Annotated in this window: 19 protein-coding genes and 1 tRNA gene; 12 read left to right on the top strand and 8 right to left on the bottom strand. The window is 41.7% G+C overall.

Features of this window, described 5'->3' with window-relative positions:
* The first annotated feature begins 7 nt into the window (after positions 1–7).
* Complete coding sequence (gene uraH / locus CHA01nite_RS16975) at positions 8–421, top strand: hydroxyisourate hydrolase (protein ID WP_146943551.1); 414 nt, start codon at positions 8–10, stop codon at positions 419–421.
* A 256-nt stretch (positions 422–677) separates the two neighbouring features.
* Here uraH and CHA01nite_RS16980 read toward each other — a convergent pair.
* The 3 genes from CHA01nite_RS16980 to CHA01nite_RS16990 all read right to left on the bottom strand — a co-directional run bounded on the left by CHA01nite_RS16980 (position 678) and on the right by CHA01nite_RS16990 (position 5,638).
* Positions 678–751, bottom strand: a tRNA-Arg gene (locus CHA01nite_RS16980).
* 71 nt (positions 752–822) lie between these two features.
* Positions 823–2,586, bottom strand: coding sequence for a TonB-dependent receptor (locus tag CHA01nite_RS16985; protein ID WP_146943553.1), 1,764 nt, complete (start codon positions 2,584–2,586; stop codon positions 823–825).
* Positions 2,587–2,674: 88 nt separating this feature from the next.
* Positions 2,675–5,638, bottom strand: a complete 2,964-nt coding sequence (locus CHA01nite_RS16990) for a tetratricopeptide repeat protein (protein ID WP_146943554.1) — start codon at positions 5,636–5,638, stop codon at positions 2,675–2,677.
* A gap of 251 nt (positions 5,639–5,889) precedes the next feature.
* Here CHA01nite_RS16990 and CHA01nite_RS16995 point away from each other — a divergent pair, with 251 nt between their 5' ends.
* The 4 genes from CHA01nite_RS16995 to CHA01nite_RS17010 all read left to right on the top strand — a co-directional run bounded on the left by CHA01nite_RS16995 (position 5,890) and on the right by CHA01nite_RS17010 (position 8,494).
* The gene (locus CHA01nite_RS16995) at positions 5,890–7,560 is read left to right on the top strand and encodes an APC family permease (RefSeq protein ID WP_146943556.1); all 1,671 of its coding nucleotides are present in this window, start codon (positions 5,890–5,892) and stop codon (positions 7,558–7,560) included.
* A gap of 5 nt (positions 7,561–7,565) precedes the next feature.
* Positions 7,566–7,799 carry a hypothetical protein gene (locus CHA01nite_RS17000; RefSeq protein ID WP_146943558.1) on the top strand — a complete coding sequence of 78 codons (234 nt, stop codon included), beginning with the start codon at positions 7,566–7,568 and terminating at the stop codon, positions 7,797–7,799.
* A 105-nt stretch (positions 7,800–7,904) separates the two neighbouring features.
* Positions 7,905–8,156: a hypothetical protein gene (locus CHA01nite_RS17005; protein ID WP_146943560.1), complete on the top strand. Its 252-nt coding sequence runs from the start codon at positions 7,905–7,907 to the stop codon at positions 8,154–8,156.
* Positions 8,157–8,158: 2 nt separating this feature from the next.
* Positions 8,159–8,494 (top strand): Mpo1-like protein, encoded by a 336-nt coding sequence (locus CHA01nite_RS17010; RefSeq protein WP_146943562.1) that lies wholly within the window; start codon positions 8,159–8,161, stop codon positions 8,492–8,494.
* A 587-nt stretch (positions 8,495–9,081) separates the two neighbouring features.
* On the opposite strand, the gene CHA01nite_RS17015 is transcribed toward CHA01nite_RS17010, so the two are convergent.
* The 3 genes from CHA01nite_RS17015 to dgt form a co-directional block, all read right to left on the bottom strand.
* Entirely contained in the window at positions 9,082–11,103 is a 2,022-nt protein-coding gene (locus CHA01nite_RS17015; RefSeq protein ID WP_146943563.1) for a DUF3857 domain-containing protein, read from the bottom strand.
* A 1,031-nt stretch (positions 11,104–12,134) separates the two neighbouring features.
* Positions 12,135–13,061 (bottom strand): SPFH domain-containing protein, encoded by a 927-nt coding sequence (locus tag CHA01nite_RS17020; RefSeq protein ID WP_146943565.1) that lies wholly within the window; start codon positions 13,059–13,061, stop codon positions 12,135–12,137.
* Between the two features lie 393 nt (positions 13,062–13,454).
* Positions 13,455–14,810, bottom strand: coding sequence for a dGTP triphosphohydrolase (gene dgt, locus CHA01nite_RS17025; protein WP_146943589.1), 1,356 nt, complete (start codon positions 14,808–14,810; stop codon positions 13,455–13,457).
* 367 nt (positions 14,811–15,177) lie between these two features.
* On the opposite strand from dgt, the gene CHA01nite_RS17030 reads away from it, so the two are divergent.
* From CHA01nite_RS17030 to CHA01nite_RS17060, 7 genes are all read left to right on the top strand, one after another.
* Positions 15,178–16,236, top strand: a complete 1,059-nt coding sequence (locus CHA01nite_RS17030; protein WP_146943567.1) for a hypothetical protein — start codon at positions 15,178–15,180, stop codon at positions 16,234–16,236.
* Positions 16,237–16,240: 4 nt separating this feature from the next.
* Positions 16,241–16,975, top strand: a complete 735-nt coding sequence (locus CHA01nite_RS17035) for a DNA-formamidopyrimidine glycosylase family protein (protein ID WP_146943569.1) — start codon at positions 16,241–16,243, stop codon at positions 16,973–16,975.
* 13 nt (positions 16,976–16,988) lie between these two features.
* Positions 16,989–18,071, top strand: coding sequence for a hypothetical protein (locus CHA01nite_RS17040; RefSeq protein WP_146943571.1), 1,083 nt, complete (start codon positions 16,989–16,991; stop codon positions 18,069–18,071).
* A 1,043-nt stretch (positions 18,072–19,114) separates the two neighbouring features.
* Positions 19,115–19,822 carry an AAA family ATPase gene (locus CHA01nite_RS17045; RefSeq protein ID WP_146943573.1) on the top strand — a complete coding sequence of 236 codons (708 nt, stop codon included), beginning with the start codon at positions 19,115–19,117 and terminating at the stop codon, positions 19,820–19,822.
* Positions 19,823–20,126: 304 nt separating this feature from the next.
* Positions 20,127–20,534: a helix-turn-helix domain-containing protein gene (locus CHA01nite_RS17050; protein ID WP_146943575.1), complete on the top strand. Its 408-nt coding sequence runs from the start codon at positions 20,127–20,129 to the stop codon at positions 20,532–20,534.
* A gap of 45 nt (positions 20,535–20,579) precedes the next feature.
* Complete coding sequence (locus CHA01nite_RS17055) at positions 20,580–21,170, top strand: contractile injection system tape measure protein (protein ID WP_307726000.1); 591 nt, start codon at positions 20,580–20,582, stop codon at positions 21,168–21,170.
* A 195-nt stretch (positions 21,171–21,365) separates the two neighbouring features.
* Positions 21,366–22,007: a tetratricopeptide repeat protein gene (locus CHA01nite_RS17060; RefSeq protein ID WP_146943579.1), complete on the top strand. Its 642-nt coding sequence runs from the start codon at positions 21,366–21,368 to the stop codon at positions 22,005–22,007.
* Positions 22,008–22,198: 191 nt separating this feature from the next.
* Here the strand turns inward: CHA01nite_RS17060 and gcvP are convergent, their stop codons facing one another.
* Positions 22,199–25,057 carry an aminomethyl-transferring glycine dehydrogenase gene (gene gcvP / locus CHA01nite_RS17065; protein ID WP_146943581.1) on the bottom strand — a complete coding sequence of 953 codons (2,859 nt, stop codon included), beginning with the start codon at positions 25,055–25,057 and terminating at the stop codon, positions 22,199–22,201.
* A gap of 692 nt (positions 25,058–25,749) precedes the next feature.
* On the bottom strand, positions 25,750–26,400 hold the full coding sequence (locus CHA01nite_RS17070) for a J domain-containing protein (RefSeq protein WP_146943583.1): 651 nt from the start codon (positions 26,398–26,400) through the stop codon (positions 25,750–25,752).
* Positions 26,401–26,524 lie beyond the last annotated feature (124 nt).

Below are 26,524 nucleotides of genomic sequence, written 5' to 3' on the forward strand. Positions count from 1 at the left end.
AATATCAATGAAATCAATTTTTGTCACACTCCTCTTCACACTTTTTTCAGTAAGTGTTTCTGCACAGAATAAAACTTTTCAGCTGTCGACCCATATTCTTGATGTATCCAAAGGTATGCCCGCGGCGGGTGTCAGCATCAGACTGGAAAAATACAATGAACCATCGAAGCTCTGGACCTTTGTGGATGAAAAGAAGACGGATTCAAACGGCAGGATCCCGGATTTCTTACCTGCAGAAAAAGGAAATGCCAATACGGGAATTTTCAGATTAATCTATTATACGAACGATTATTTCAAAAGAGACAAAATAGAAAGCTTTTACCCATTCATCGAGGTCGTTTTTGAAATAAAAGACCAGAATCATTATCATGTTCCCATCACCCTTTCGGCTTACGGCTATTCTACGTATCGGGGAAGCTAAAATCCCGTGATTAAGGTTTGATTTTTATTCAATCTAAAAATATGAGCGATGCTAAGCAATATTATCTGATCTCCGTTTTTCAGATGACGCGAAATAAAAATTGTGCAACAACCTGACGGGTTTTCAAAACCCGTCAGGTTTATATATCCATACGAATTACCGACTGAAAGCGGCTCTTTTGAAAACATATCAAGAATACTTTTAAAAGCAAAAGGGTATAAAAAAAAAAAAGCTCCTTAAAAAAGAAGCTTTTCTGTGACCCCGGAGGGATTCGAACCCCCAACCGTTGGAGCCGAAATCCAATATTCTATCCAGTTGAACTACGGAGCCATTTTATAAATGATAATTGATAAATTATAAATGATGTCATCACTCATTAATCATCATCGATCAATTATATTTTAGAACGTAATCTTCACCCCTCCCAAAACCTGGGCACCGAGAACCTTGTATCCTTTGTACGTCTGGTATTTGGAGCTTAGAAGATTATTTCCGAGTGCAAAAATACTAAAATTTTTGTGAACTTTATACTCTGCAGACAAATTTATATCGGCATACCCCCCAACTTTGTCGTTGGTATCCTCGGTAGACCGGTACATCATCGGACTGCCAACTCCCTCAATCATAAAGGAATTCGTCGTTCTGTCGCTGGCAAAAAGCCCCTTGAAACCGAGTAATAATTTTTTATCCAACATCGTGTATTTTGCACCGATTGTAGCTGTCAGCAACGGAACATTGTAGATATTTTCGTAATTTTTAAGGTCGAACTTGGTAAATTTCACCTCTCCGTCCAGGATTAAATTGGCTAAAGGGAAATATTGTAAGCTTCCCTTGATATCGCTTACATTTCCGTCATCGTAGATTGCCGAAAAAGTATTGGCATAGTCGTAAGCCGAGCGGTTGAGGGTATAATTGTTGTCGAAAAGGCTGTTGCCTTTAAAGAACATAATGTCTCTCATCTTTCCATAGCCTGCCGCAACATCATACTTGAATGTTTCATCGATATCCCCTCTTAACCCTACATAAAAGTGATATTTTGTTTCCGTTGGTCTAAGATACTGGTCGGATAGCAGAAACGGGTTCTGCTGCAGCAAATCGGCGTAGGTATTGATCTTCAGGCCTCCGTCTACCCCACCGTAAAATTTGAACTCCTCAGCCGCTGCAAACTGGAACTCCGCTTCCGGGAACCAGTAAGCTTTGTTGTTCTTCATCTGCTCTGCCATCAGGTCATTGTTGTTCTTGCTGTTCAGGAACGAAAACTGGGAACCTAAACGTAAATACGAATCCCCCTTACGGAAAGTCACTTTCGGATTCAGATTGGTATTGAAAAAATTTGAGTTGTTCTTATCGCGGATCGTAAACTCACTTTTTACGGTTTCCAGTCCTATGCCCAGGTCAGCATTCAGGTCGATGCCCGATTTCCCTATTTCTACCCCATGCTTCGAGAAATTAGCCAGTATGGAAGCCTGGTTCTCCTGTGCGTCGAAATGGTCTTTCAGGAAGGAAGATTTTACCCGTACGTCGTTTAAAATTTCATTCGAGTAGAAATCGTAGTATCCGTTTACCTTGAACTGGTTTACCCGCTGGTCCAGATCCACATCGCCCGGATTTAAAGCATAAATCCCGTAGTAGTTGTAGCTGTTCAGCCCGTATTCCGCGTTCAGATTGAATTTGCCTTTATCGCCGTAGGAATTCAGGTAAGCTCCCAAAGTTGTCGAGCTCTGTTTGGAATCCCAGTCGTATTCTTTTTTCAGACCCTGGGTCGAAAGGAAATGGGCATCAATGCCGACTTCAATTTTGTTTTCCAGTGTTTTCGAAATGTTGGCGTCGCCCAGGATTTTCCCGTAATTTCCCATTCCGAACTGGAGGTAGTTGTTCTGCGCGGAGCCATCAAACTTAGGCGTCACGTCCTGCCCCTGGATGGTAGAGGTCTTGAAATCCGAAACGGCAGGTACATCGGTAATGGTATATTGTACCGGATTCTGTGATTTCTCTTCCGGCGGATAATTCTTGATCGTTTCTACCGAAGTTTTCTTTTTTTCGATCTTCCTTACCTCCGGCTCCCTTTTTTTATTGAGGATCAGCTTTTCTTCTTTGATCTGGGAAAACGCCACCGACGAAATTCCTACCAATAACAGGGATAATATTTGAATTCTTTTGTTCATTTTTTTATAGGTATTAATGTATAATGTCGGATGTATCATGTATTGCTACATTTTACTTTTTACATTCTACGCTGTACATTCTATACTTTTACTTTTTAATCTGCTTTTTAACGTCCTTCGCTTCCGCCACGATCTCCGGGAAATCTTTATAATTCTCGATGATCTGGTCGCAGGTATAACTGGCCTGGTAATTGTCTTTCAGGCCGATGTAGTTTTTCGCCATCAGCACCAGGGCTTTTGCCCCCCAGAATTCTTCGGACGCATAATTGTTGGCCAGCTTAAAGATGGTTTCATTGGATGATTTGTACGCTTTGCCTTTATTCTGATAATAGGCTTTTGCATAAAGCGATTCCGCTGCTACCGATGTATTGGAAGACTTCTCAAGCACCGCGTAAGCCGACTGTGCATCTTTATCTTTCCCTGAATTCATCAGGCTCCGGGCTTTGATGACCTTAGCCGTTTCAATTACCGCCGATGAGTTTTTGCTATTGGCAATCACGGCATCTGCCAGTTTTTCTGCCTGGTTGAAATTCTTTTCATCCGCGTAGATCTTCATCAGTTCTACGTTCGCATAGTTTTTAATGTTAATATCAGATGAACTGATAAGGTTTTCAAGATACTTTTTGGCTTCCTGCTTATCATCCTGAGCGATGTAGATCTGCGCCAGACGGGTCTGGGCATCATCCTGGTAATCGTTCGGGACCCCGGCTACCTCCTGCAGAACCAGCAGGGATTTTGTGGTATTCTTGGTCTGGTAATAGCTTTCCCCCAATTCGTATTTTGCCTGGTAAAGCCCTTCTCCGGTAGGATTCTGGGTTAAATATTTTTCATAGTAGGAAATGGCATTTTTGTAATCTTTCTTCGTGAAAAGCTGTTTGGCGGTAGACAGGTTGATCTCATCGATTTCCGAAGCATCGATATTCACGCCCGCATTCCGGGCAAAGGTTTCATAACCTGAAACGTCCCCGTTTTTCGTAAAAATAGGTTTCGCTGCCTGAACAATTTTCTCTGCGTAAGCCGTATTCTTATACTGCTCTGCAAGCGATCTCAGTTCAGATAGTGCTTTATCGCTCTGGTTCTGGTCGATGTAATTCTGTGCCCTGTAGATGGACGCATTGGCAACCAGATCCTTATCGGAAGAAGTTTTGATGACTTTATTGAAATAGTCATTGGCATTGCTGAAATCGTCCTGTGCCGCATACGCCGTTCCGATTTCATACTGCGCATCGTCGTAATAATCCGAATCCGGATATCTGGACAACAGGTTTTTCAGGTTGGTGATTTTTGCCTGGGTATCCCCTTTGAAACCTAAAGCCATTGCTTTCTGGTACAGGGTATAATCGGTGGCATCTTCATTTTTATCGTAGATGGCAATTGCTTCATTCAGGTTGTTGTTGGCATAATTGATATCGGCCAGACGGAGTTCCGCATCATTCCTGAATTCAGGTTTCGGATTGGCTAAATACTGCCTGAAATACTTTTCGGCTTCATCGAATTTTTTAGACTTAAAATAAGCATAGCCGAGATCGTACGGCAGCTGCTGCTTTTCAGGGAAATTTTCGTTAAGCAGCTTTTCGTACCGGGCAATCGCCGAAGGATAATTTCCTTTCTGGTAATACACCTGCCCCAGCCAGTACAGTGCCCGGTTGTTGAATTCCTTATTGATATTAAAACCTAAGCTTCTTAAGAGATACTGTTCCGCCTGGTCGTAATTGCCTTTATTGAATTCTTCCGTCCCCAGCAGGTAAGAGACCTCCTGATCGATCTTGTTGATTTCCGGTGTGGAATTCTGCAGCCTGTCGATGGCATTCAGGGTTTCCTTGTAATTTCCGGAATATAAATAGGATTTGATAAGAAGCGACTGCATTTCAGAAGCATTGGCTCCGTTCCTGTTTTCGTTGATATAATTCTGGATCACCGTCGAAGCACTTTCAAACGGATTCCCGATATCGTAACTCAGTTTGGCATACTGTTCATGGGCCAGCTTTTTTACATTCTTGTCATAATTCATCTGATAAGCCGAACGGAACGCCGATAAAGCTTCCTGTTTCTTCCCTACTGCCAGGTAAGCATTCCCCAGCTGGTAATAAGCATTCTGGGCCAGTGCCGAATTGCTGTTGAGCAACTGGTTGTAGTAAGAAACCGCTTCGTCATATTTTTTAAGCTGTGCAGCCACAAATCCCATCTCATAAAGATCATTCTCCGACGGGTTCTGCTGGACGCTCAGATAATCCTTCAGGTTCGGGTAAGCCGAAGGATAATCATTCTTCATGAAATAACTTTCCCCGATGATCTTGTGGACTTCCGCTTTGTAAGCCTCCGAAATATCTTCGTTCAGGAGCGCCGTTCCTTCGGTAATGGCCTTATCGTAATCCTTGTCATTGTAGTACATCTGCACATAATAAGGACGGACCAGTTTCGAATATTTCGCTTCTTCCTTTACGGAATCGAAATACCGGAAAGCTTTATCATTCTGTCGGTTTGAATAATAGAGGTGGCCCAGCATATAAGCAATATCCCCTCTTTGCGACTGGTCTGCCGTTTTGTAGACTTCCTCCAGGGCATCGGTCGCCCCCTTGGAATCGCCCATCATAAATTTGGCATACCCCAGTTTCAGGATGTACTGGGTATTTTCTTCTTTTGAAAGCTGGTACTGGTTGACCATTTTCAGGGTTTCCAATGCCTTTTCGAAATCTTTTTTAGCCAGATAGTAATCCGCCAGCGGTAAGCTTGCCTGGGCAAAATAAGCTGAATTCGGGTATTCTTTCATAAAAGCGGCCAGTCCCTCTTCCGAATGGTTTTTCTGCAGGATCACGCCGATCACATTGTCAAAAAACTGCGCCGCCTCCTTTCTGGAACGCGAAAGATGCTCGTTGTAAAAATACTGTCGGGCATATTCGTACTGGGAAGCGTTGTATATTTTGGTCTGGTAAAGGTTTTCAGCTAAATTGAACCGGTAATTGTCTTTTTGGGTAAAGTACTGAGACTGTTGCGCATCGGAGACCCCGAAATACATGACAGCAGCCGCTAAAAGTATTTTTTTAGATTTCATTAATTTTAAATTTTAACATGGAAAAGCCTGATGTTCAGGTTCAAATATTTAAAATTACGGGAATTTTTATCCACAATTTATCAACGAAAATATTGAAAAGAAATTGTATAAACAAGCCTTTTAACACATTGTTAATAACTGTATATTTTTTTAAGACTTCTTAACTTTTTGGGGAAAGAAACCTTAAGAAAATAAAAATTATTTCCGGGAAATAATTACATTTGCTTTTCTTGAATCAAATATAGAATTGAATGAATCAACTTTTTAGAAGGAAAAACTATTCAGAAACCGATACATCCACGCATTTGCTGAGGGTGCTGGGCGTCTGGGACATCGTATTTTTTGGTATTGCGGCAATTATAGGGGCAGGAAGTTTCAGCAGCTTGGGAGAAGCCGTGTTCAGAGGAGGTCCCGGCGTGATCCTGCTATATTTGATCTGTGGTTTTGCCTGCGGGTTTACGGCCCTTTGTTACGCTGAATTTGCGAGCAGGATCCCGACGGCAGGTTCTGCCTATACGTATGCCTATGCCAGCTTCGGGGAACTCATTGCCTGGATTATCGGCTGGGCCCTGATCATGGAATATTCTTTCGGAAATATTTACGTAGCCTTTTCCTGGTCCGATTATTTTACCAGCTTCCTCCACCGCCTGGGCATGCATATCCCGGATTACCTGACCTGCAGCTACACTGAAGCGAAAAAAGCCTTTATGAATGGTTCCGAAAATAAAGAACTGATCAATGCATGGACAAATGCCCCACTGATCGGGAGCCTCAAATTCATTGTGGATATTCCGGCTCTGGTAATCAACGGACTGATTACCTGGCTGTGTTATATAGGGGTGAAAGAAAGCAAGAATTTCAACAATGTGCTGGTGATCCTTAAACTGGCCGTGATTATTCTGGTGATCCTGGTGGGATTCGCTTATATCAATACCGATAACTGGACCCCGGTAAATCCGGAAACCCACGTTTCATCGTTCATGCCAAATGGTTTTGCAGGCGTGATGAGTGCAGTTTCCGGCGTATTCTTTGCTTATATCGGCTTTGATGCACTGAGCGTGCTTTCGGAAGAAACCAAAGATCCACAGAAAACACTGCCGAAAGGAATGATCATTTCCCTGGTACTGTGTACCGTTATTTATATTGCCCTCACCCTGGTACTGACCGGAATGGTGGATTACCGAAAATTCGACGGGGTTGGAGATCCGCTTTCCTTTATTTTTGAAAAATCAAACACCAATGTCGCCTGGATGGAGCTGGTGGTCTCTTTTGTCGCCATTGTCGCCATTACTACGGTTCTCCTGGTTTTCCAGATGGGGCAGCCGAGAATCTGGTATGCCATGAGCCGCGACGGACTGATGCCACAGAAATTCCAGGATGTGCATCCGAAATATAAGACCCCGGCTTTCGCTACGGTGGTTACCGGAATTGTAGTAGGGATTCCGATCCTGTTTACCGATAAAAGCTTCATTCTGGACTTTACGAGCATCGGGACGATTTTCGCCTTCGTGCTGGTCTGTGCAGGGGTTCTGATGCTGCCGCCCAAAGAAAAGATCAAAGGCCGGTTTCATCTTCCCTACATCAACGGTAAATTGATTTTCCCCATGATCTTCATCGGAGGACTCGTCTTCTTCTACTTCTGGCAGCCTGATTTCTTCCATACGCTGATGGACTGGAAAGATCCGAAAGAAGGTGAATTCAGGGCTTCTATTTTCTTTTTTATCCTGATCAACATCGTTCTGTCTGCCGTGGCATTCATTAAAAACCTGTCACTGATCCCTCTGATCGGGTTAAGCTCATGCCTCTATCTTTTAACGGGAATGAGCCATGACAACTGGTTCTGGTTTGGACTGTGGTTTGCAGTAGGTCTGGTAATCTATTTCTGCTACGGATACCGGAACAGCAAGCTGAGAAATGCTTAATTTCAATGAAATACCTCTGGCTTTGCCTGCTGCTGTTTTTAATCAGTTGTAAGAAAACGGATGGACTTATTTCCGAAAGTAATCCTACAGGAAAAAAATTGGAGTATAAGGAGTTTTTAGAAACCATTGGTAAGAAAGATAGAAGACAAAAGAGCACTTATCTTTTCAGATTTATCAATAACGATGTTCCTCAATACTGGCATGGCACAACCTGGTCATTTGCAGGAACATCACGGTAACCCCGGAAAGGAAGCATAGCCTGCAGCTATTTTGTAACCAATACGCTGTCCGATTACGGTTTTGGCCTCAACCGGACATTTCTTGCCCAGCAAGCGTCTTCGGTGATGATTACAAAGCTGTGTACGGACATTCGGTATTTTACCAAAAGACAGGATCTGGAAAAATATATTTTAGGAAAAAAGAAAAATCAGGTATATATTGTCGGGCTGGATTTCCATACCCGCCAAAATAAGGACACTTATTTTATTCATTCCAATTACATCCACAATGAAGGGGTAATTAAGGAGCCGACTAAAAATTCAAAGGCATTGAATGCTTCTAAGACGTTTATGATTGGAACTTTAAATTACAGATAATCATGGCTGAAAGAATAAAAACATTTAAGGAATTTTATCAGTTTTATTTAACTGAGCATAGTAAAACAGGAACCCGGGTGCTGCATTTTATCGGAACCCTGCTGGTCTTTTTTGTGATCGGATATGTGATTGTCTCAGGAAAAGAACGCTTCCTCTGGTATGTGCCGATCTTCGGCTACGGATTTGCCTGGTTCAGCCATGCGGTTGTTGAAAAGAACAAACCCGCCACTTTCAGATATCCGCTATGGTCGCTGATTTCGGATTTCCGCCTGTTCTTTGAGCTGCTGATCGGGAAACAGAAATTCCGGGGAATTACAACACCTAAAGATTCTGAGTAAATCATTGGCAGGAAGATGGGTGCTGGAAGATGGAAGTTTCCTTTTGTCAAAATTGATTACCAGGTGTCTACTGATCCATCATTAAATAACGTAAACTCGAAGAAGAAACGGAGTTAGCAGGCTGGAAGAGGGATGACGGATGCCGGAAGTCTCTCCTGTTAAAAATAGATTCGGAGGTCTTGATCATCAAACTAAGCTGTATCAGGAGAAATTTTATTAAATACCGAATAACAGCCTAAAAACAAGGTCTGATTTATATTGTTTTAAAATCCTGAAGGGACGGCTTATTACCTCGAGGAATTCTGTTCATCATCCTGACCGGATCAGCCTTAATTTATTTTTGAATTGAATAAATGTCTGAATATGGTATTAAAATGGCCGAATTCACGTTAAATAATATTGAATTTTAAATTAACCAATAAAAAGTTTCGGCGGGTTTGCCTGCAAACCCGCCGAAACTTTTTATTAAATATCCATGATCATTTACCAATCCTCATTAATATTAAAATATTTCCCTTTCTATAATCATTAGCTAAATTTAGATTCTCCCATCATCCCGCTTCCAGCTTCCGCCATCCAGCCTGTTGTTATTTAAACTTCATCTTAAAACTGTACTTCAGCATATTCATGAATCCGGGTTCGATGATATCGATACCCAGTCCGAAATTGCTGTCGGCAATCGTATGATGGTCGGCCCTGAACTTCTCGAATGCCTCCTGCGGGATTTCCAGATTGACCAGTGGCTTACATTCAATATTCACCGTTGCTCCGTTTTTAGTCACTTTCTTACGGCTTGAAAAATCAAAGTACGGATTATGTATGGTGCTTTCCTGGGTGGTATATTTCTCTTCGGTATCGATTTTCTGATCCGTATAAAGGTTGATCTCATACTTTTCGCTGTCGAAATTATGCCAGAAGGGAAGATCTTTGTGAATAAAATCCCTCGCACCGGATTTTATGACATTCCGGTCAAAATACATCAGGAAGCGGTTTCCTTTCGGATCGGTGTAATACGGATTATGGACGGAGGCCTTATACTGTACTGTAAATTCATTTAATTTCCTGTCGTCGCTTACCATTTCAATAGCTGCATCCGTAAAGATATTCCGGACGTCGGTGCCGTTGCGGTCGCCGGAGTAATTCAGGCTGTAGAACAGGAAATTGTTCCAGCTGTCGATGACCTCCCGCTTATTGGTATTTTTGAAATACCGCCTCATCGCGTTGGCCCTGTTGCCTTTATAAGTCGTGGTAAGAACCAGTTTCCCGGTTTTATCCTGTACGTTGAAATCCACTTTTTCATCGATGCAGAAATACGGATATCGGTAAGGCTTTCTCTGTTTCAGTTCCTGGTCAGGCTTTACTTCAAGGTAATGCATAAAGTAGATAAACCCGCGGTTTTCCAGCAGCCCGAACTCATCCCGTACCGTTGCGTCAATGAAATATTCTTCCCCTTTATGGTTAATCTTTACAATCGCGTGGTTGAAGGTCAGCAGTGACGGCAGATAATATTTGATATAAAAATCAGTATGAAAGTTGACCAGCACGATAGAGGAATCCACGCCGATGTAATCCAGGATCACTTTCAGCAGAACGGATTTGGCCTTACAGTCGCCCTGCTTGTTTTCATAGGTAACAGCCGGTTCCTGCGGCTTATGGCCGTTCATTTCATTAGCATTGAAAATGTAGTAAATGTTATTCTGTACGTATTCAATGGCAAACCGGATCTTTTCCTCCTGATCTGTTATGGCATCCAGCTTTTCTACGACATTAGGCGCAAAATCCTGCAAAGAGGCCTGACCGGATATTTCGCCGTAAATCGGCGCTATGTAGTTGGAAAGCTCTTTCCAGCTGCTGTCCGTTGCAAAGTCGATGTACGGAAAGATCTCGCGGCTGGCGTCGACGGGATTGATGTAGTTTTCCAGTTTAAAGACAAATGCTTCCCCTTTATTCAGGTAATGAATTTCCGGATCCAGCACGTTCCCCGCTTCATCACGGAAGAATGTTTTTTTACAGGCAATCCTCTGTTGGCGGTCGTTGATAAAGGTAAAGGTATAGTTTCCGTAAGCCCAATAGCTATCCGGACTTACCCAGACGTATTTTGCAAATTCCTTTCGTAGGAAATCACGCTCGGTAAACTCCTTCACCCTGGAATCTTCCATGATCAGGATATCGTTAAGCCGGAGGTCTTTTATGGTGATGTTGATTTTTTTGTTGCTGCTCAGGATTCCGCCGCTGCTTTGGCTCTCACTGTCGAGGACCTTAATTTTGGTGTCGGGGATCTTATCAATCAGAACTCCGTCCCGCACTACGCTGATGCGGTGGATATGGTAGATTTCATTTTCTTCCACGATGATATCGGAGACGGATGCCCTTTCCAGATTAGCCGGCTCATTGAGGGTATAGGCCATGCAGACATACTCACTGTTTTCGGTATTGTCGGAGCGGTATTTTTTATCTAAAAAGTAGCAGAAATCTTTTCCCTGATCAATCTGGTGTTTGGCAAACTCAGACTCCCTGATCCGTTCCAGAAGTTCGTGATCCTCTATATTTCCTGCCCATGCTTCCGTTTTTCCGATCCTGTAATTTTCAATTTCAAGTTGATTATCCATATTCTTATTGCTGATTGTACAATTTGGTTTTTTAAAAAGAAAAATCAAATTAGGGATTTAATGGTAAAAAAACAAGAGTAAAAAATTGAAGAAATTTCCTTAACGGTTTGGATGCCGGATGCGGGAAGTTTTTCTCTTGCGATCTAATACTAACAGGAATTTAATTGTCAAACCGTATTGTTTGCTATTCCGTTTTAACGAACCTTATTTAACGTGAATTCGACCGTATTGACATCATATTCAATCGATTATTTAGAGCCTGTTTAAATTTACCTTTTATATTTTAACATTAAGAATTTAAGGCATTTTAGCTTAAAAAATCAATATGTCGGTTGCCCGGCAATATTCAATTAAGTCAATTGAAATCATCGTATTAAAGTGAAGAATAAACAAAGTTTATTTAATTCAGAAAATTAAGAGAAATGACGGAAAGTTTGATGAATTAAAATTTTAAACAGGCTCTTAAATCAAACATAAAAATTAGAATGATTCAGTCGGGATTTTGGATACCACTCATCCTGGCAGAACCAATAAACGGTTTACGCTTCTGACAGGCTTTATCCTATCCTTTACCAAGCCGTCGCTTCAGACTTTAATACGGTATTGATTCGTCTCTGATTGAAAATAACCAGAACCGGTTATTAGGATTAAATAAAAACTCCTCTGATAAAGTGGTAACCTCAATTTGATGATCAGGACCTTTGATCCTTTATTTGACAAGAGAAACTTCCGGCATCCGGCATCCCTCTTCCAGCCGCTTAATCCATGTTCTTCTTCGGGTTCACGTTATTAAAATACATATACATTCTCTTTTCTCTCCTACTTAATTTAACCCATTAAAAATAAATTAATTGAATCAAATCCCATGATTTGCTAAAGAATCATCTCTTTACAAAAAATCCTTTCCGGCATGCCGGAAAGGATCAGTTCGTTCTTTAAAAACAATCATTTCCCTATTGTTTTATGGGATATCATTCTTTTTTATCATAATCATCCGATGATCTCCAAGTCGGTTTTATCACCGAAGCAATTTAGAGATCTTTTTTCTTTGCGGGATCCGTTGCCGGCACATATTCGTCCATTTTCTGGGTCGCCGCCATGGAAACCACCAGGTCATTCAGCATGGTACTGGCCGCGGTAGGCGAATTGGGAAGAAGCACGAGATTGCTCCGGTTGTTTCCGCCAATGGAACTCAGGGTATCGTAATGCTGGGTAACCACAATCAGTGCTGAAGCTTCCTGCGCGTTGATGTTGGCGGCATTCAGCATTTTCACCGATTCTTCCAGTCCTTTCGCGATTTCCCTTCTCTGGTCGGCAATCCCCTGTCCCTGCAGCTTTTTGGATTCCGCTTCGGCTTTGGCTACGGCTACGATCCGTATTCTCTGGGCTTCCGATTCGTATTCGGCAGCCGTTTTTTCCCTTTCGGCGGCATTGATCCGGTTCATCGCATGCTTCACCTGCTCATCGGGATCGATATCGGTGACCAGCGCTTTGATGATATCATACCCGTAACTCTGCATGGCCTCCTGAAGCTCGCTTTTTACGGCAATGGCAATGTCATCTTTGCGTACGAATACGTCATCCAGTTTTGTTTTCGGCACTTCGGCACGCACGACGTCAAATACATAAGACGTGATCTGGTTTTCCGGATTTTCCAGCCGGTAATAGGCATCCTTTACATTTTCCCTGATCACCTGGTACTGTACGGAAACTTTCATTTTGATAAATACATTATCGAGGGTTTTGGTATCAATAATGACATCCAGCTGCTGGATCCTGAGGTTCAGCCGTTTGGCAATCTGGTCCAGAAACGGGATTTTCAGGTGCAGCCCTGCATGGCTTACTTTTAAAAATTTCCCTAACCGCTCTACGATTGCAGCAGATTCCTGTTTAACGGTAAAGAATGAAGCAAATAAAATAATAAGACCGATAAAGGCCAGTATTCCTGCATACGCCATAATGTTTTATTTTAGTGATTTGCTGTAAGATAGGGATTTTTACCTGAAAAATCAAATGAAAGGCGGGTTTCAAAGGTGAATGGTGAATTCGCTGTGCCTGTTAATTTTTTGGACTATTGGTTTTATTAACGCTATGACCGCAAGGATTTTTTGATGACCTTGAGAATATTTTCCGGGCGCAAAGGTGTTTCACTCAGCAAATGACAGCAATGGATATTTAAATTAACAATGATTGCTTTGTTATCAAATAAGCGGTATACAATTTTATCAAAGATAAAATTCCAGCGTATTTTTCCACGCAAAGCATTTAAAGGCCTTTACGCATTCCAACAAGCACGAGCTGTAATAACGAATGACAATTCACTATTCACCTGCAGAGTAAAATTCACCATCCTACACGGTCATTCCGATATCGATTCCTTTGATTTTACGATACAGATCGGTGGCGTAATTGTCCGTCATGCCGGAAACAAAATCGATGACGCCCAGTACTTTCTGGTAATCGGTTCCGCTGTTGTAAATGAACTGTTTCGGAATCAGCTTCAGCGCTTTGGTATCGTAGGATTTTCTTTTTTCTTCAGGTTTAAGAATGGAAGGAATAAAGTGGTCAAGCAATTCGTACATGACATTATAGCCGGCATTTTCGATTTCTACCACGGCCTTGTGGTTGTATATTTTTTCGATGGAAAAGCTTTCGATGTCCTGCAGGGCTTTGTTTTTATCTTTGTAAAGATCCAGCAGGGCTTTATCGAGATTGCCGTTCAGGATCTTTTCAAAATCCTGTTTGTATCTTTCCATTGAGGTGTTGATGAGGGCATTGATGACCTTGGCCCGCAGATACGAAATCTGCTCGTTTTCGTTGGAGATGGAACTGAGCTTGCTTTCGATTCTTTTCACATCATCCGTTTCGGATTTTACCAGTTCAAAAAACAGGTTTTTACAGTCGGCCGTGGAAACAATGCCCAGGCGGTGCGCATCTTCCATATCGATGATGTTGTAGCAGATATCATCCGCTGCTTCCACCAGCCATACGAAAGGATGTCTTTTGAAGATATACGGTTCCTCGTTTTCGCAGATCAGTTGTGTTTTGCTGGCAATCTCAAGGAAAATCTCTTTTTCATTCTGGAAGAAACCGAATTTTTTCCGGTGTACCACCCCCTTTGTTTTGGCGATAGCCTCACAGGGATATTTTGCAATACTGGCTAAAGTAGAAAAAGTAAGCTGGATCCCTCCTGCATCTTTTCCCTGTTGCTGTTGCGCCAACACGCGGATCGCATTGGCATTTCCTTCAAAGTTTACAAGGTCGGCCCATTCCTTTTCATTGAATTTCGGCTTCAGATCCGATTCATTCCTTTCAAAGTAGCTGGCAATGGCATCTTCACCCGAATGTCCGAAAGCCGGATTTCCAACGTCATGGCACAGGCATCCCGCGGCTATGACGTTTCCAAGGCTGTGAAGGTAAAAGCTTTTTGCCTCTTCGGTCAGGTCACTTTTAAATTCGTCATAGATAAACTCTCCCATCACGCTCCCGAGGCTTCTGCCTACGGATGAAACTTCCAGCGAATGCGTCAGGCGGTTATGCACGAAAACGCTTCCTGGCAGTGGAAACACCTGCGTCTTGTTCTGCAGTCTACGGAAAGCCGAGGAGAAAATAATCCGGTCGAAATCCCTCTGGAAATCCGTTCGCGACGCTTTGGTGTGCGGGTTGTTGCCTGTACGCTGGTTCGTGAAAATCTGGTTTAAGTTCATCATGCTTCAAAAATACTTTAATTTTTATTTCTTTCTGATAAAATATTGCAATATGGAGTGAATTGTTGGTGTTGGAACACTAAGCGCACGGAGTTTTTTAAAATACCAGCTGTTTTAAGGTTCACCAAGCCATTTCATTTATAAAAGACAACAGAGACTGTCAGTAATAATTATCAAAGATTAAAATTATTGGACATATTGTTGAACACGAAAGGCACAGAGATTTTTTTACTCGTCGCTTCCAGGTTCACAAAGCCATTTCATTTATTAGAGATAACAAAAATTATTAGTTCCAATTGTCATTCATTATAAATAAAAAAATTTACAGCTTAAAAAAATTTCAGTAGTATTGTTACAAATTTCAAATATGAAAAGTCTTCTCGTATTGCTGTTTCCGGTATACCTGTTTTCCCAGGAAAATTGTTTCGATGATGGCCAGAAACATTATTCCGCTAAAGGAAAACTCTCCCATTACACCCAAATGACAGAATTTATCCTGCTGAATAATCCGAAACATATTAAGTACAAAGAAAACAGGGCAAACCTGAGTTATGAAGAAGATGAAAGGATGGATGAATATTCAGGCATGCCTTATGAACAGAGGATGTCGGAGGATTATAAAAGGTTTGAAATTTTCTACAAATATTTTAATCACCAATTCCATTATATCAGACTTCAAAAAGCAGGAAAATCCTTGTATGCAGTTGCTGAAAATCAATTCGGACACTGGCTGCTGGAAATAAAGGGACGGAAGCCGAAGGCCTATTATATCGGATTCAGTAAAAATACCTATGTCAACAGAAGGCAAAAGAACGGATTTATCAGGAATAATACCCTGTTCCTCGACGGCAGTTTTATCAGCATCAAAAAGGGAATACGGTTTGATGAATGGACAGCCGTAAAAGATTTCCTGACCTTTGAAATCAGTCTTGATGATATAAAAAAGGATTCCGACGGTGACGGATACAATGATCTCTTTGAACACCTTATTTTCCTGAATTCTGATTCCCGCGATACCGATGGGGACGGCATTTCAGACTTTGAGGATTTAAATCCGCTTCATGCTTCGGAAAGAAACAGGTTCACCGAACTCTTTGAAAGCATTATCGAATCAGACTTGGGCGAAAATGAAGATGCAACCCGGGATTATTATTCCTTTAAAATCTATGAGTCCGACTGTAATTTTTTTCAGCGAATCCACCCTAAGGATACAAGAATACTGGTGCTCTCCGGTTCGCAGGCTTATCAGCTGGAAAATAATTCCCGGTCTTCGCCGTTCGGTACTTTTTACGGAAGGATCAAAAAAGGTCCGGATGAAACAACCTTTTACATCCCTTACTTCAAAAGTTCGAGTGGTGGCAGAATAATTGCTGAATATAAGGACGGAAAATGGTCTGTTCTTGAAGACCAGGAATATAAAACATAAAGCTATGCCCGAAGGTCCACCGGTTGTTCTGATGAAAGAAGACCTGCAGAAGTTTGCAGGTGAAAAAGTAGTTGATGTGAAAGGAAGCTCCATCACGGAAATCTCTCAGATCAAAGGCCATATTTTGAGGGAAATAAGGACCCACGGGAAACAGACCTTCCTTATTTTCGACAAAGCCAACATCCGGATCCACTTATTGATGTTCGGTTCCTACAGCCTGACGGAGAATAAAGCCCAGGCCCATACCCTGAAACTCGGACTGGAATTCAAAGACGGAGGCATGTATTTTTACACCTGCAACGTAAAGCCTGTGAAGCCTGAATTTATATCCGGCCTCGACTGGGAGGCCGATGTGATGAGCGATGCATGGGATCCTGAAAAAGCGGAAAAGAAACTGAAGGCCAATCCTGAAATGATGGTCTGCGATGCATTGATGGACCAGGAGATTTTCCCCGGAGTCGGCAATATCATTAAAAATGAAGCCCTTTTCAGGGTGGGCATCCATCCGGAAACATTGATCGGCCATCTTCCGCCGGCCAGGCTGAAAGCGATGATTAATGAAGCCCGCATCTACAGCTTTGATTTCAAGAAATGGCGAAAGGAAAATGTATTACGGAAACGTTTTGAAGTTTATCAACAGAAAAAATGCCCGAACTGCGGTGAAGAAATCATCAAGAAAGAAACCGGACACGGGAAACGTACCAGTTTCTTCTGCAAAAACGACCAGAAACTATACTGAAACTACCCTAACCATGAAACTTATTTATTTACCATTGTCTGTTTTTATTCTGATTTCCTGTATCACCGACCGTAAAGAAGATGCCTGTTTTGAAAATGATAAAAAAGAAAAAACAGCGTACCAGGAATTCAGGATCGATACCCCACAGGAAATTCTGCGGGCCAACCCTTCTCATGTAAAATTTACTGTCGATAATAAACTAAAGACTTATAAAGAAGAAACAGAAGATGCCCGGAAATCTTATTCGGAAGCAGAAGATAAGAAACGCTTCAAAGTATATGACGATAAGTATGCGGAACTCATCAAAAATTTCGGTAACCAGTTTTATTATATCAATACGGAAAAGGTAGATGGCATTGTATATGGCATCGGGCAGAATATGTTCGGCTACTGGCTGCTTGAAACGAAAAATAATACTGTTGCTGCCTATTATTTAGGATTAAGCCAATTTACGCATTTCAGCAAAAAGCAACCGGAACATTTTATCTCAGGCAACAAACTGTTGGCTTACGGCAGTTTCGTCCGGATCAGTAAAAGCTGGGGTTATCCGTTCGGTCCGCAAAAAGAAGCTGTTAAAGACCGTCTGGTTTTTGAAATCGATCTTCAAACCGTAAAAAAGGATTCGGATAAGGACCGGTTCAACGACCTGTTTGAAAAGCTGGTTTTATTGAATCCGGATTCAGCAGACACCGATAAAGACGGTATTCCTGATTTTACCGACAGCAATCCGCTGTACCGCTCTGAAAAATCAAAATTCACGGATTTGTACACCCTGATTATCGATCGTGAATATGAGCAATCCGGTTTTTCAAAGGGCTCTTATTTTTTTACCGGCTATTTTTCAGACTGTGATTATTTCCATCACATTAATCCTACCCAGGTAAAAGTCCTCATTTATCCTGAGAACAAAAGTTCCGAGCTTCAATCCGATTACCGGCTGGGTATGTTTCCGGAACACATCGGGAAAATCAGGAAAGACAAAGACAAAAACAGATTTTATATCGATTACGGAAGCGGATCCGGTGGCGGTTATATCGAAGCGCTTTTCAAAAACGGGAAGTGGAACTTAACAAAGCAATCCACTTACGACATATAAACATTTTCTTTTCCTCTCAGCTTTCCATACAGCATCCGATCTGTATTGCCGTTTCCGGCATCCATCCGCCGGGTCTGATCATGTACAGTTTTTAAAGCAGTAAAAATCATTGATCCCCGATCAATAAGAAGATCTTCATTGATGGAAATCCGATTTTTCTCAATTCATTTTACTTCTGCCTAAAATAAAGATCTTCAGTCTTTCAAGATGCATTCAATAAAAACATACTCTTAAACATCTGATTAACAGACCAAAAATCATCCTTTAAAATAAGTCTTCCATCAAAATTATCCGGATCTTCTGATGCTGCTGCTGAAAACAGGACCGCAAAAGCCGCATCTTAAAATATCCCAATAATAAGTTTTTGTAATACTACATATCAATACAAGTCCAAAATAAGTGATATAATATTGTCTCAAAAAATGTTATTATGTATGGCATTTTTTCTTTTTTGGATTATCAACTTTTAAATGCAAGCGTCGAAATAATTAACAGATCAATAATTTTTTACACAAAACACAATAAAAGCCTTTGTAAATTTCTAATTTTATATTAAATTAATGTAAACTATTTTTATCTAAATCGTAAACAAAAACCACTTAAAACACTGATATACATCATGATTATTTGTTTTGGAACCTGATTTGAAAGTCGTAATATTGCAAATGTAAAATCGACAATAATAAATCAAATAATTAAAAATTCAACAATATGATCACTTACATCGGAATCGCAACATGTTTAGTAGTTTTTGCTTCTTATTTTGCAACTGTTAAGAGAGAAGAGAGAAACTAATCAGATTTTCCGGAACTGGCTGCCAGTTTTGGAAAACACAAATGAATGATATTGCCTATGTTTTCAATCCGTCAGAAAGATTGACCGCTCTTTTGCCCGGCCCGGGTGAAAGGGCACCGAATGCAGGGCAAAGATTTTACACTAAGGAAGACAACTTTTAATTTTTATAATAGCCGATAGAGTCGAACATTGATTGTTCGGCTTTTTTGCTGGATAAGCTTTATCTTTGCTGCCATAAATTTGTAGCAATGAATCTGTACAACCTCATCATCCAGGACAGGGAAGAAATAACGCTTGACGACGTATTCCTGTCACCCCAAAACAAAGAACAGTTTGTACAGCTCATCAAAGAAAATACCTACGCGAAGGAACTGCAGGAATACGGGCTTCCGGTGAACAACAAGGTGCTTCTGGAAGGAAGTTCCGGCTGCGGGAAAACCATGACGGCCAAAGCGGTTGCCCATGCCCTGGGGAAAAACATCATCATCCTTAATCTCAGCAACATCGTCTCCTCACGGATCGGCGAAACTTCACAGAACATCAAAATGATTTTCGACAAAGCCGCACGGGAACGGTCGGTCCTTTTCCTGGATGAGCTCGACCAGATCGGGAAAGCCAGAGGCAGCGACGATAAAGATGTGGGCGAAATGAGAAGGCTGGTGAATACCCTGCTCCAGCTTATCGACTATTATCCCGAAAACGCCCTGCTGCTCTGTGCCACCAACCACCCGGAAATCATCGACACGGCTTTGATCAGACGGTTCCAGCTGAAAGTCCGATATGAAATGCCTTCCAAAGAATTTCTCGACACCTTCTACGACCGTATCCTGGCGGCATTCCCGGAAGATCTCCGCAACATCGAACGGCAATACGGCATCTCCTTTGCCGAAGCAAAAGACCATGCGTTTACGGTGGTGAAGGGGAATTTAATCAGGAAGCTGGAGATGAATGTTTAACCACAAAAGGATCAAAAGATATTCATGCCGGATAATAAAGTTAAATGCCGGAATTTGAATAAGGTCACCTAAGTTCTCAAAAATCTGAGATTTTTGGCTGGCGCTCAACTTAAAATCCCGGTGGCTGAGCGGAGCCGAAGCCACGCTCCTATCTGTGCCGACCTTTGCAATTTAACGGTAATATTATGTACTCCTGAATCATTAATACGAGAAGGATGTTTTATTCCCAAAGAAATTTTCATCCTCATCCATATTTTTTTATCTTTACTTTCAATTTTTCTTATACAAAACGTAAAAACAACAAATGGAACAGAAAATACATCAGGGACGGAATGTAAAACGGTTCAGGGAAATGCTCGGCATCAAGCAGGAAGCCCTGGCCTTTGATCTCGGCGAAGACTGGAACCAGAAGAAAATTTCGATACTGGAACAGAAAGCAGTCGTAGAAGAAGCTTTGTTGCAGAAAATATCCGAAGTCCTGAAAATCCCGGTAGAAGCTTTTCAGAATTTTGATGAGGAACAGGCTATTAATATTATCTCTAATACCTTTGACAATTGTCAGCAGCCGGCATCTGTATTTTATAATTCCACAGTCAATCAATTAGATCAATTAATTAAGCTTCACGAAGAAAAAATTGCGCTTTACGAAAGAATGCTGAAGGAAAAGGATGACATGATGGTAAGACTGGAGAACCTGATCAGGTCCAAATAAAAGCTCAGATAAAACTTTTATTAAATTCAGGGTATTTCTACTCTGGTGAGCGACGAGCGTGATGCCCGCGGCAGCGCTGAGAGGAATACGATGAAAATAAAAACTAATACCATAAAAATGACAGACCAACAAAATATCCCCGTCCGGAATGCCGGAATAGTCCTGTTAAGTCCATTCATTCCCCGACTGCTGGAACGCCTGAACTTCACCGCTGACGATCACTTTACCAGTCAGCAAAACAGGGAAACGGCAGCCTTATTGCTGCAATTTGTAGTAACCGGAAAGCAAGATACACCAAATAATGATTTAGCGTTAAACAAGATCATTTGCGGTCTTTCTCCCGAAGTCATATTATCCGAACATATCAAAATCACAGCCGAAGATGCAACCTTCAGCGATCAGGTTTTAAATGCCTTAATTTCTAATTGGCCTGCGCTCGGCAGCATTTCCATACCAGCACTCCGGGAAACTTTCCTGATGAGAGAAGGCGTACTTTCTGAATCTCCTGAACAATGGAAACTTACGGTAAAGCCTGGACCTTTTGATATACTCCTCGACAGATGCCCTTTTTCTTTTTCTATGATTAAATATCCGTGGATGGAGAAAACGCTTGTGGTGGAGTGGAGTTCTCAATAAAAACAACATATAACACTACTTCAATCATGATAAAGAAACCTGAACTTATTTTACTATATATCTTTTCAATCTTCAACTCTTGCCAGAAAAAATCATAACAAAACAGATCTCCAGAAAATGTTATTGTCTTTAGAGACAAATTGGGCCATAGCCTATCAAAGAAAGATCTGCTAAATATAACGGGAAAAGTAAATTATGGACAATCAAAATATAAATGCAACTGCTGACCAGTTACACAAGGAAGCCAGACAGTTGGGCCAGTCGGGAAAATATGATTTGGCAATTGCTAAACTCCAAGAAGCTATAAAAATCCAACCGGATTGGGCATATCCTACCTATGATTTAGCATTTACGTATCTATTGAAAGGAGATTTCGAAAGTGCTTTAAAGTTTTATAAAAGAACAGATGAATTAGCTCCAAAAGGATTTTTTACAACTAAAGCTGCTTTATATACTTTAGAAGGAGAACAGTCTGGGAAATTTCCAAAAGGTTTATATCTTGCCTATTTACAAATTGAATGGACAGATAATAAAGAACAGAAGTTAGAGATCGCAAAAACTTTAACGGATAAGGTTCCCGATTTTGCGCCTGCCTGGAAAGAACTTTCTAATCTTTTAAATGGTGATGCAGAAAGGCTGAAAGCTATCGAACAAGGTCTTTTAAAAAATCCTGATGCCGATACAGCCGGAATGCTAAAAATAAATAAAGCGATACTCCTGAACAATGCCGGGAAAAGTGAAGAAGCTAAAAATCTTTTAGGAAATCTTATTTTTTCAGCAGATGCCACTACAGCTACTGTTGAAATGGCAAAATTTACCTTAAAATCGATCTCATGAAATGAATCAATTAAATCCTTTTAAGTCGTATTTAACCTGAATCATTAAAAACTCCAGGAATCAATCTGATGTATTTTGCCAAATTGAATAAACGAATAAGATTGTCTGATTATTTATTGATAAAATAAAATCTAAAAACAAAAAAATCCCTCTCAGTCACGGGAGGGATTTATTTTATAGATCAGATTGAATTACATATAGGCTTCAATCGGCTCGCAGGTACAAACCAGGTTCCGGTCTCCGTAGGCTTCGTCTACTCTGGAAACGGTAGCGAAGAATTTGTGGTCTCTTACCCACTCTAATGGATAAGCGGCTTTTTCTCTGCTGTATGGTTTATCCCATGAATCGGAGATCACGATCTGCTCGGTGTGCGGTGCATTTTTCAATACGTTGTTGGCAGCATCGGCTTCCCCGTTGGCGATTTCATCGATCTCGTGTTTGATGGCGATTAAGGCCTCCGCAAAACGGTCGATTTCTGCTTTGCTTTCGGATTCGGTCGGCTCGATCATCAGGGTTCCGGCTACCGGGAAAGAAACCGTCGGTGCGTGGAATCCATAGTCCATCAATCTTTTCGCAACATCAGCTACTTCAATGCCTAAAGACTTGAACTGTCTGAAATCCACGATACATTCGTGGGCTACTTTTCCGTTTTCGTTGGAATATAAGATCGGGAAATGTTCCGCTAAGATTTCCTTTAAATAGTTCGCGTTTAAGATCGCGTGTTCTGTTGCTTTTTTCAATCCTGAAGTTCCCAGCATCTTGATGTACGCATAAGAAATGTTCAGGATCAGCCCGGAACCGTAAGGCGCTGCCGAAATCCCGTCGATGGATTCATTCCCTCCTACTTTGATGTTTGCGTTGGAAGGTAAGAAAGGAACCAGGTGTTTCGCCACACAGATCGGACCAACTCCAGGACCTCCTCCACCGTGAGGAATCGCGAAAGTCTTGTGAAGGTTCAGGTGACAAACGTCTGCCCCGATGTTCCCCGGGCTGGTGTAACCAACCTGAGCGTTCATGTTGGCTCCGTCCATATAGACCTGACCGCCATGTTCGTGGATCAGAGACGTAATTTCTTTAATGTTCGCATCGAAGAATCCGTAAGTGGACGGATAGGTAATCATTACACACGAAAGATTTTCGGAATGCTGTTCGGCTTTGGCTTTCAGGTCTTCGAAATCGATTTCCCCGTTTTCCATATTTTTCACGACAACGATCTTCATTCCCGCCATGGCAGCAGAAGCCGGGTTGGTTCCGTGTGCCGACTGCGGGATCAATACAACGTTTCTGTGGCCTTCGTTTCTTGAAATATGATATTCCCTGATTACCATCAGTCCTGCATATTCCCCCTGGGCTCCTGAATTCGGCTGAAGGGAAGTTCCTGCAAAACCGGTAATTTCCGCCAAGTCTTTTTCCAGCTCACGGATCATTTCCTGATATCCTCCTGCCTGGTCTACCGGTACAAACGGGTGGATCGCTCCCCAGTTGTCCCATGAAAGCGGAAGCATCTGGGTAGCCGCATTCAGCTTCATTGTACATGATCCCAGAGAAATCATGGAATGCGTCAGCGATAAATCTTTTCTTTCCAGACGCTTGATATAACGCATCAGTTCCGTTTCCGTATGGTATCTGTTGAATACTTCTTCGGTAAGGATTTCGTCTTTTCTTAAATTCTCTTCCGGGATGCTGTATCCTTCTTTAATTTCCAGTTTGAAAGTCTGCTTGTCTTTGAACTGGGCGAACGAAGCCATCAGGTAATTCAGCTTCTCCAGAGTCGTACTTTCGTTGATCGCGATGCTTACCACCCCTTCCGTGAAATAATTCAGGTTCAGCTTGTGGTCCAGCATCATTCTCATCAGCCTTTTCTTGTCGTCTTCATTGATCGTGATTTTTACCGTATCGAAAATCGGTTCTTCAACGATGTCGTATCCTAATGCTTTCAGTCCGCCTTTTAAGGCATTGGCTTTGAAGTGGATCTGGTCGGCAATATAATTCAATCCTTTCGGACCGTGGTAAACGGCATACATTCCGGCCATTACCGCCAGTAAAACCTGAGCGGTACAGATGTTGGACGTTGCTCTCTCTCTTTTGATGTGCTGCTCCCTGGTCTGCAATGCCATTCTCAGGGCACGCTTTCCGTAAGCATCCTGGGAAACCCCGATGATTCTTCCCGGAATATCCCTTTTGTAATCTTCCTTACAGGAAAAAAAGGCAGCGTGAGGCCCTCCGTAACCCAAAGGAATCCCGAATCTCTGCGTCGTTCCTACGGCACAGTCGGCACCCATTGATGCAGGAGACTTCAGCTTCACCAAAGCCATCGGGTCGCAGGCAACCACCACCTGAAGGTCTGATTTCTTATATTCGGTAATATCTTCCGTATAATCCAGAACAATCCCATTTTTCCCCGGATACTGCAACAGTACCCCGAAGTAGGAACCGTCAAGCTCATGCGTTTTGTGATCGCCTTCCACAATCTCAATTTCAAGACCTTCCGCTTTTGTTTTCAAAACGGAAATCGTCTGAGGCAGTACCAGGTCCGAAACGAAGAACTTGTTCGCTCCGCCTTTCTTCTGGTCTTTTGTCCGGTTGTTGAAGAACATGTGCATCGCTTCAGCTGCTGCCGTGGATTCATCAAGCAATGAAGCGTTGGCCAGTGCAAAACCGGTAAGGTCGCACACCACCGTCTGGAAATTAAGAAGTGCCTCCAGTCTTCCCTGGGCAATCTCCGCCTGGTAAGGCGTATAAGCCGTGTACCAGCTCGGGTTTTCGAAAATGTTTCTCTGAATAGCCGACGGCAACAGGGTATTGTGATATCCGAAACCGATGTAGCTGGTGTAATCCGTATTTTTAGACGCCAATTCCTTGGAGTGGTTCATCATCTCATACTCGGAAAGCGGGGCCGAGATGTTGAGATCCTTTTCTAAACGGATCGAGGAAGGGATGGTTTGAGAGATAAGCTCTTCGACACTTGAAACGCCAATTTTTTCCAGCATGGCCTGTTTATCGGCTTCATTCATGGAAATGTGACGGCTCACAAACTGTTCTGTATTCATTTTTATTTATTAGATTTTGTTTGTAAAAAAAGATGGGTAAAATTACGATTTTTTGGAAAATTGTACAACTAAATCGGAATCATAAATAAATAACGCAAAGTATTCTATCTTATTTAAAATTAACCCGTTTTTATTGCTTTTTTGAATAAGAAATAGCCTGAAATGAATTATATCATCAAAAATAATTCACAACCAGCTGTTGAAAATTTCACAAAATCAGCCATTCATTTTTTCTATTCCGGAGAATACTAAAAACGGTTAAGACTTTATAACCGTTCAAAAGATCATTAAAAAATGATGACATAAGCCATTAAGTGTTAAAAGGATAAATATTTCCGGCTTTTATTATCTGTATTTATTCTAAATTAATATATTTGCATCATGAATATGATCGTTCCTTTCAAAGTACCGCCATTGGCTCCTGCTTTTACAGTAAATACTGAAGAAATGTATTGTGGCGAAAAGAAATCCTGCTGCAAGAAATTCAAAAAAGGCAAAAGATGCAAAAAGTGCCCGGGAAATAAGAAGCTAGCTTAGTTACAGGCTGGAAGAAGGAAGCTGGAGGCTGGATGTTTTTAGTCCAAATAATACCAGTGGTGCTGAATAATAAAATCTACTGTTTTTATCTGGACAGTGATCTATCCTATTGTTTGATTTTATATTAACTGACTGAAAATAAAATCAGGCTTCTGTTAATGTCCGAAATTTTTAATGAGGAAGTAAACCGCTATAATCAGCATTACAATCCCTATGATGAGTCTCGCTATTTTGGACTGCCCGGCCGGATTGGCTGCCGTCCGCGGCTGGGATTTGAATAGTTCTTCCGCTTTGTCTTTGAATTTTTCCGTATTATTCTCAAAAACCTCAGTGATGGTAATGCCCTGAACCGCCGTTTTGTGCAGCAGCGAATTGGTCGCATGAAGCAGGATCTGGAATTTTCCGTCCCTGAATTCTGTAATCCTGAAAGTCCTTTCTCCATACGCCTTTTCAAGCCCGAAAGGCAATACCTTTACCACATCCGCATTCTGGGTCTGCCAGGTGATGATGATCTCCTCCCCTTTTTTCGCGTGGATCTTATTGGCCGAAAAGTTCTTGATGGAAGGCGGAACCGTATACCGGAAGCTTTTCTGATGGCTCTCCAGATTCTGGTCGTAGGTGTACCGGCTGCTTTTGTCACTCAATGTTTCATAGGCTTCCTGGATTTCCCGGAACCGGTCGGCAAAGAAGGAGTCATTTTCATTTTTGTCCGGATGGTATTTTAAAGACAGCTTCCGATACGCCTTTTTGATGTCCTCATCCGAAGCATCGTTTGAAATCCCGAGAAAATAGTAGTAATCTTTCATTGAACCTTACAAAAATAAGGAATTTATTTTCTTTGCCGGTAATGGGATGTTGTATTTTTAACGCGACGTCCGCAAAGAGCTTTGTTTAAAACATTGAGCATATTTTTCGTTGGTAAAGGTATTT

The sequence above is a fragment of the Chryseobacterium hagamense genome (assembly GCF_007991455.1).
GTDB lineage: Bacteria > Bacteroidota > Bacteroidia > Flavobacteriales > Weeksellaceae > Chryseobacterium > Chryseobacterium hagamense.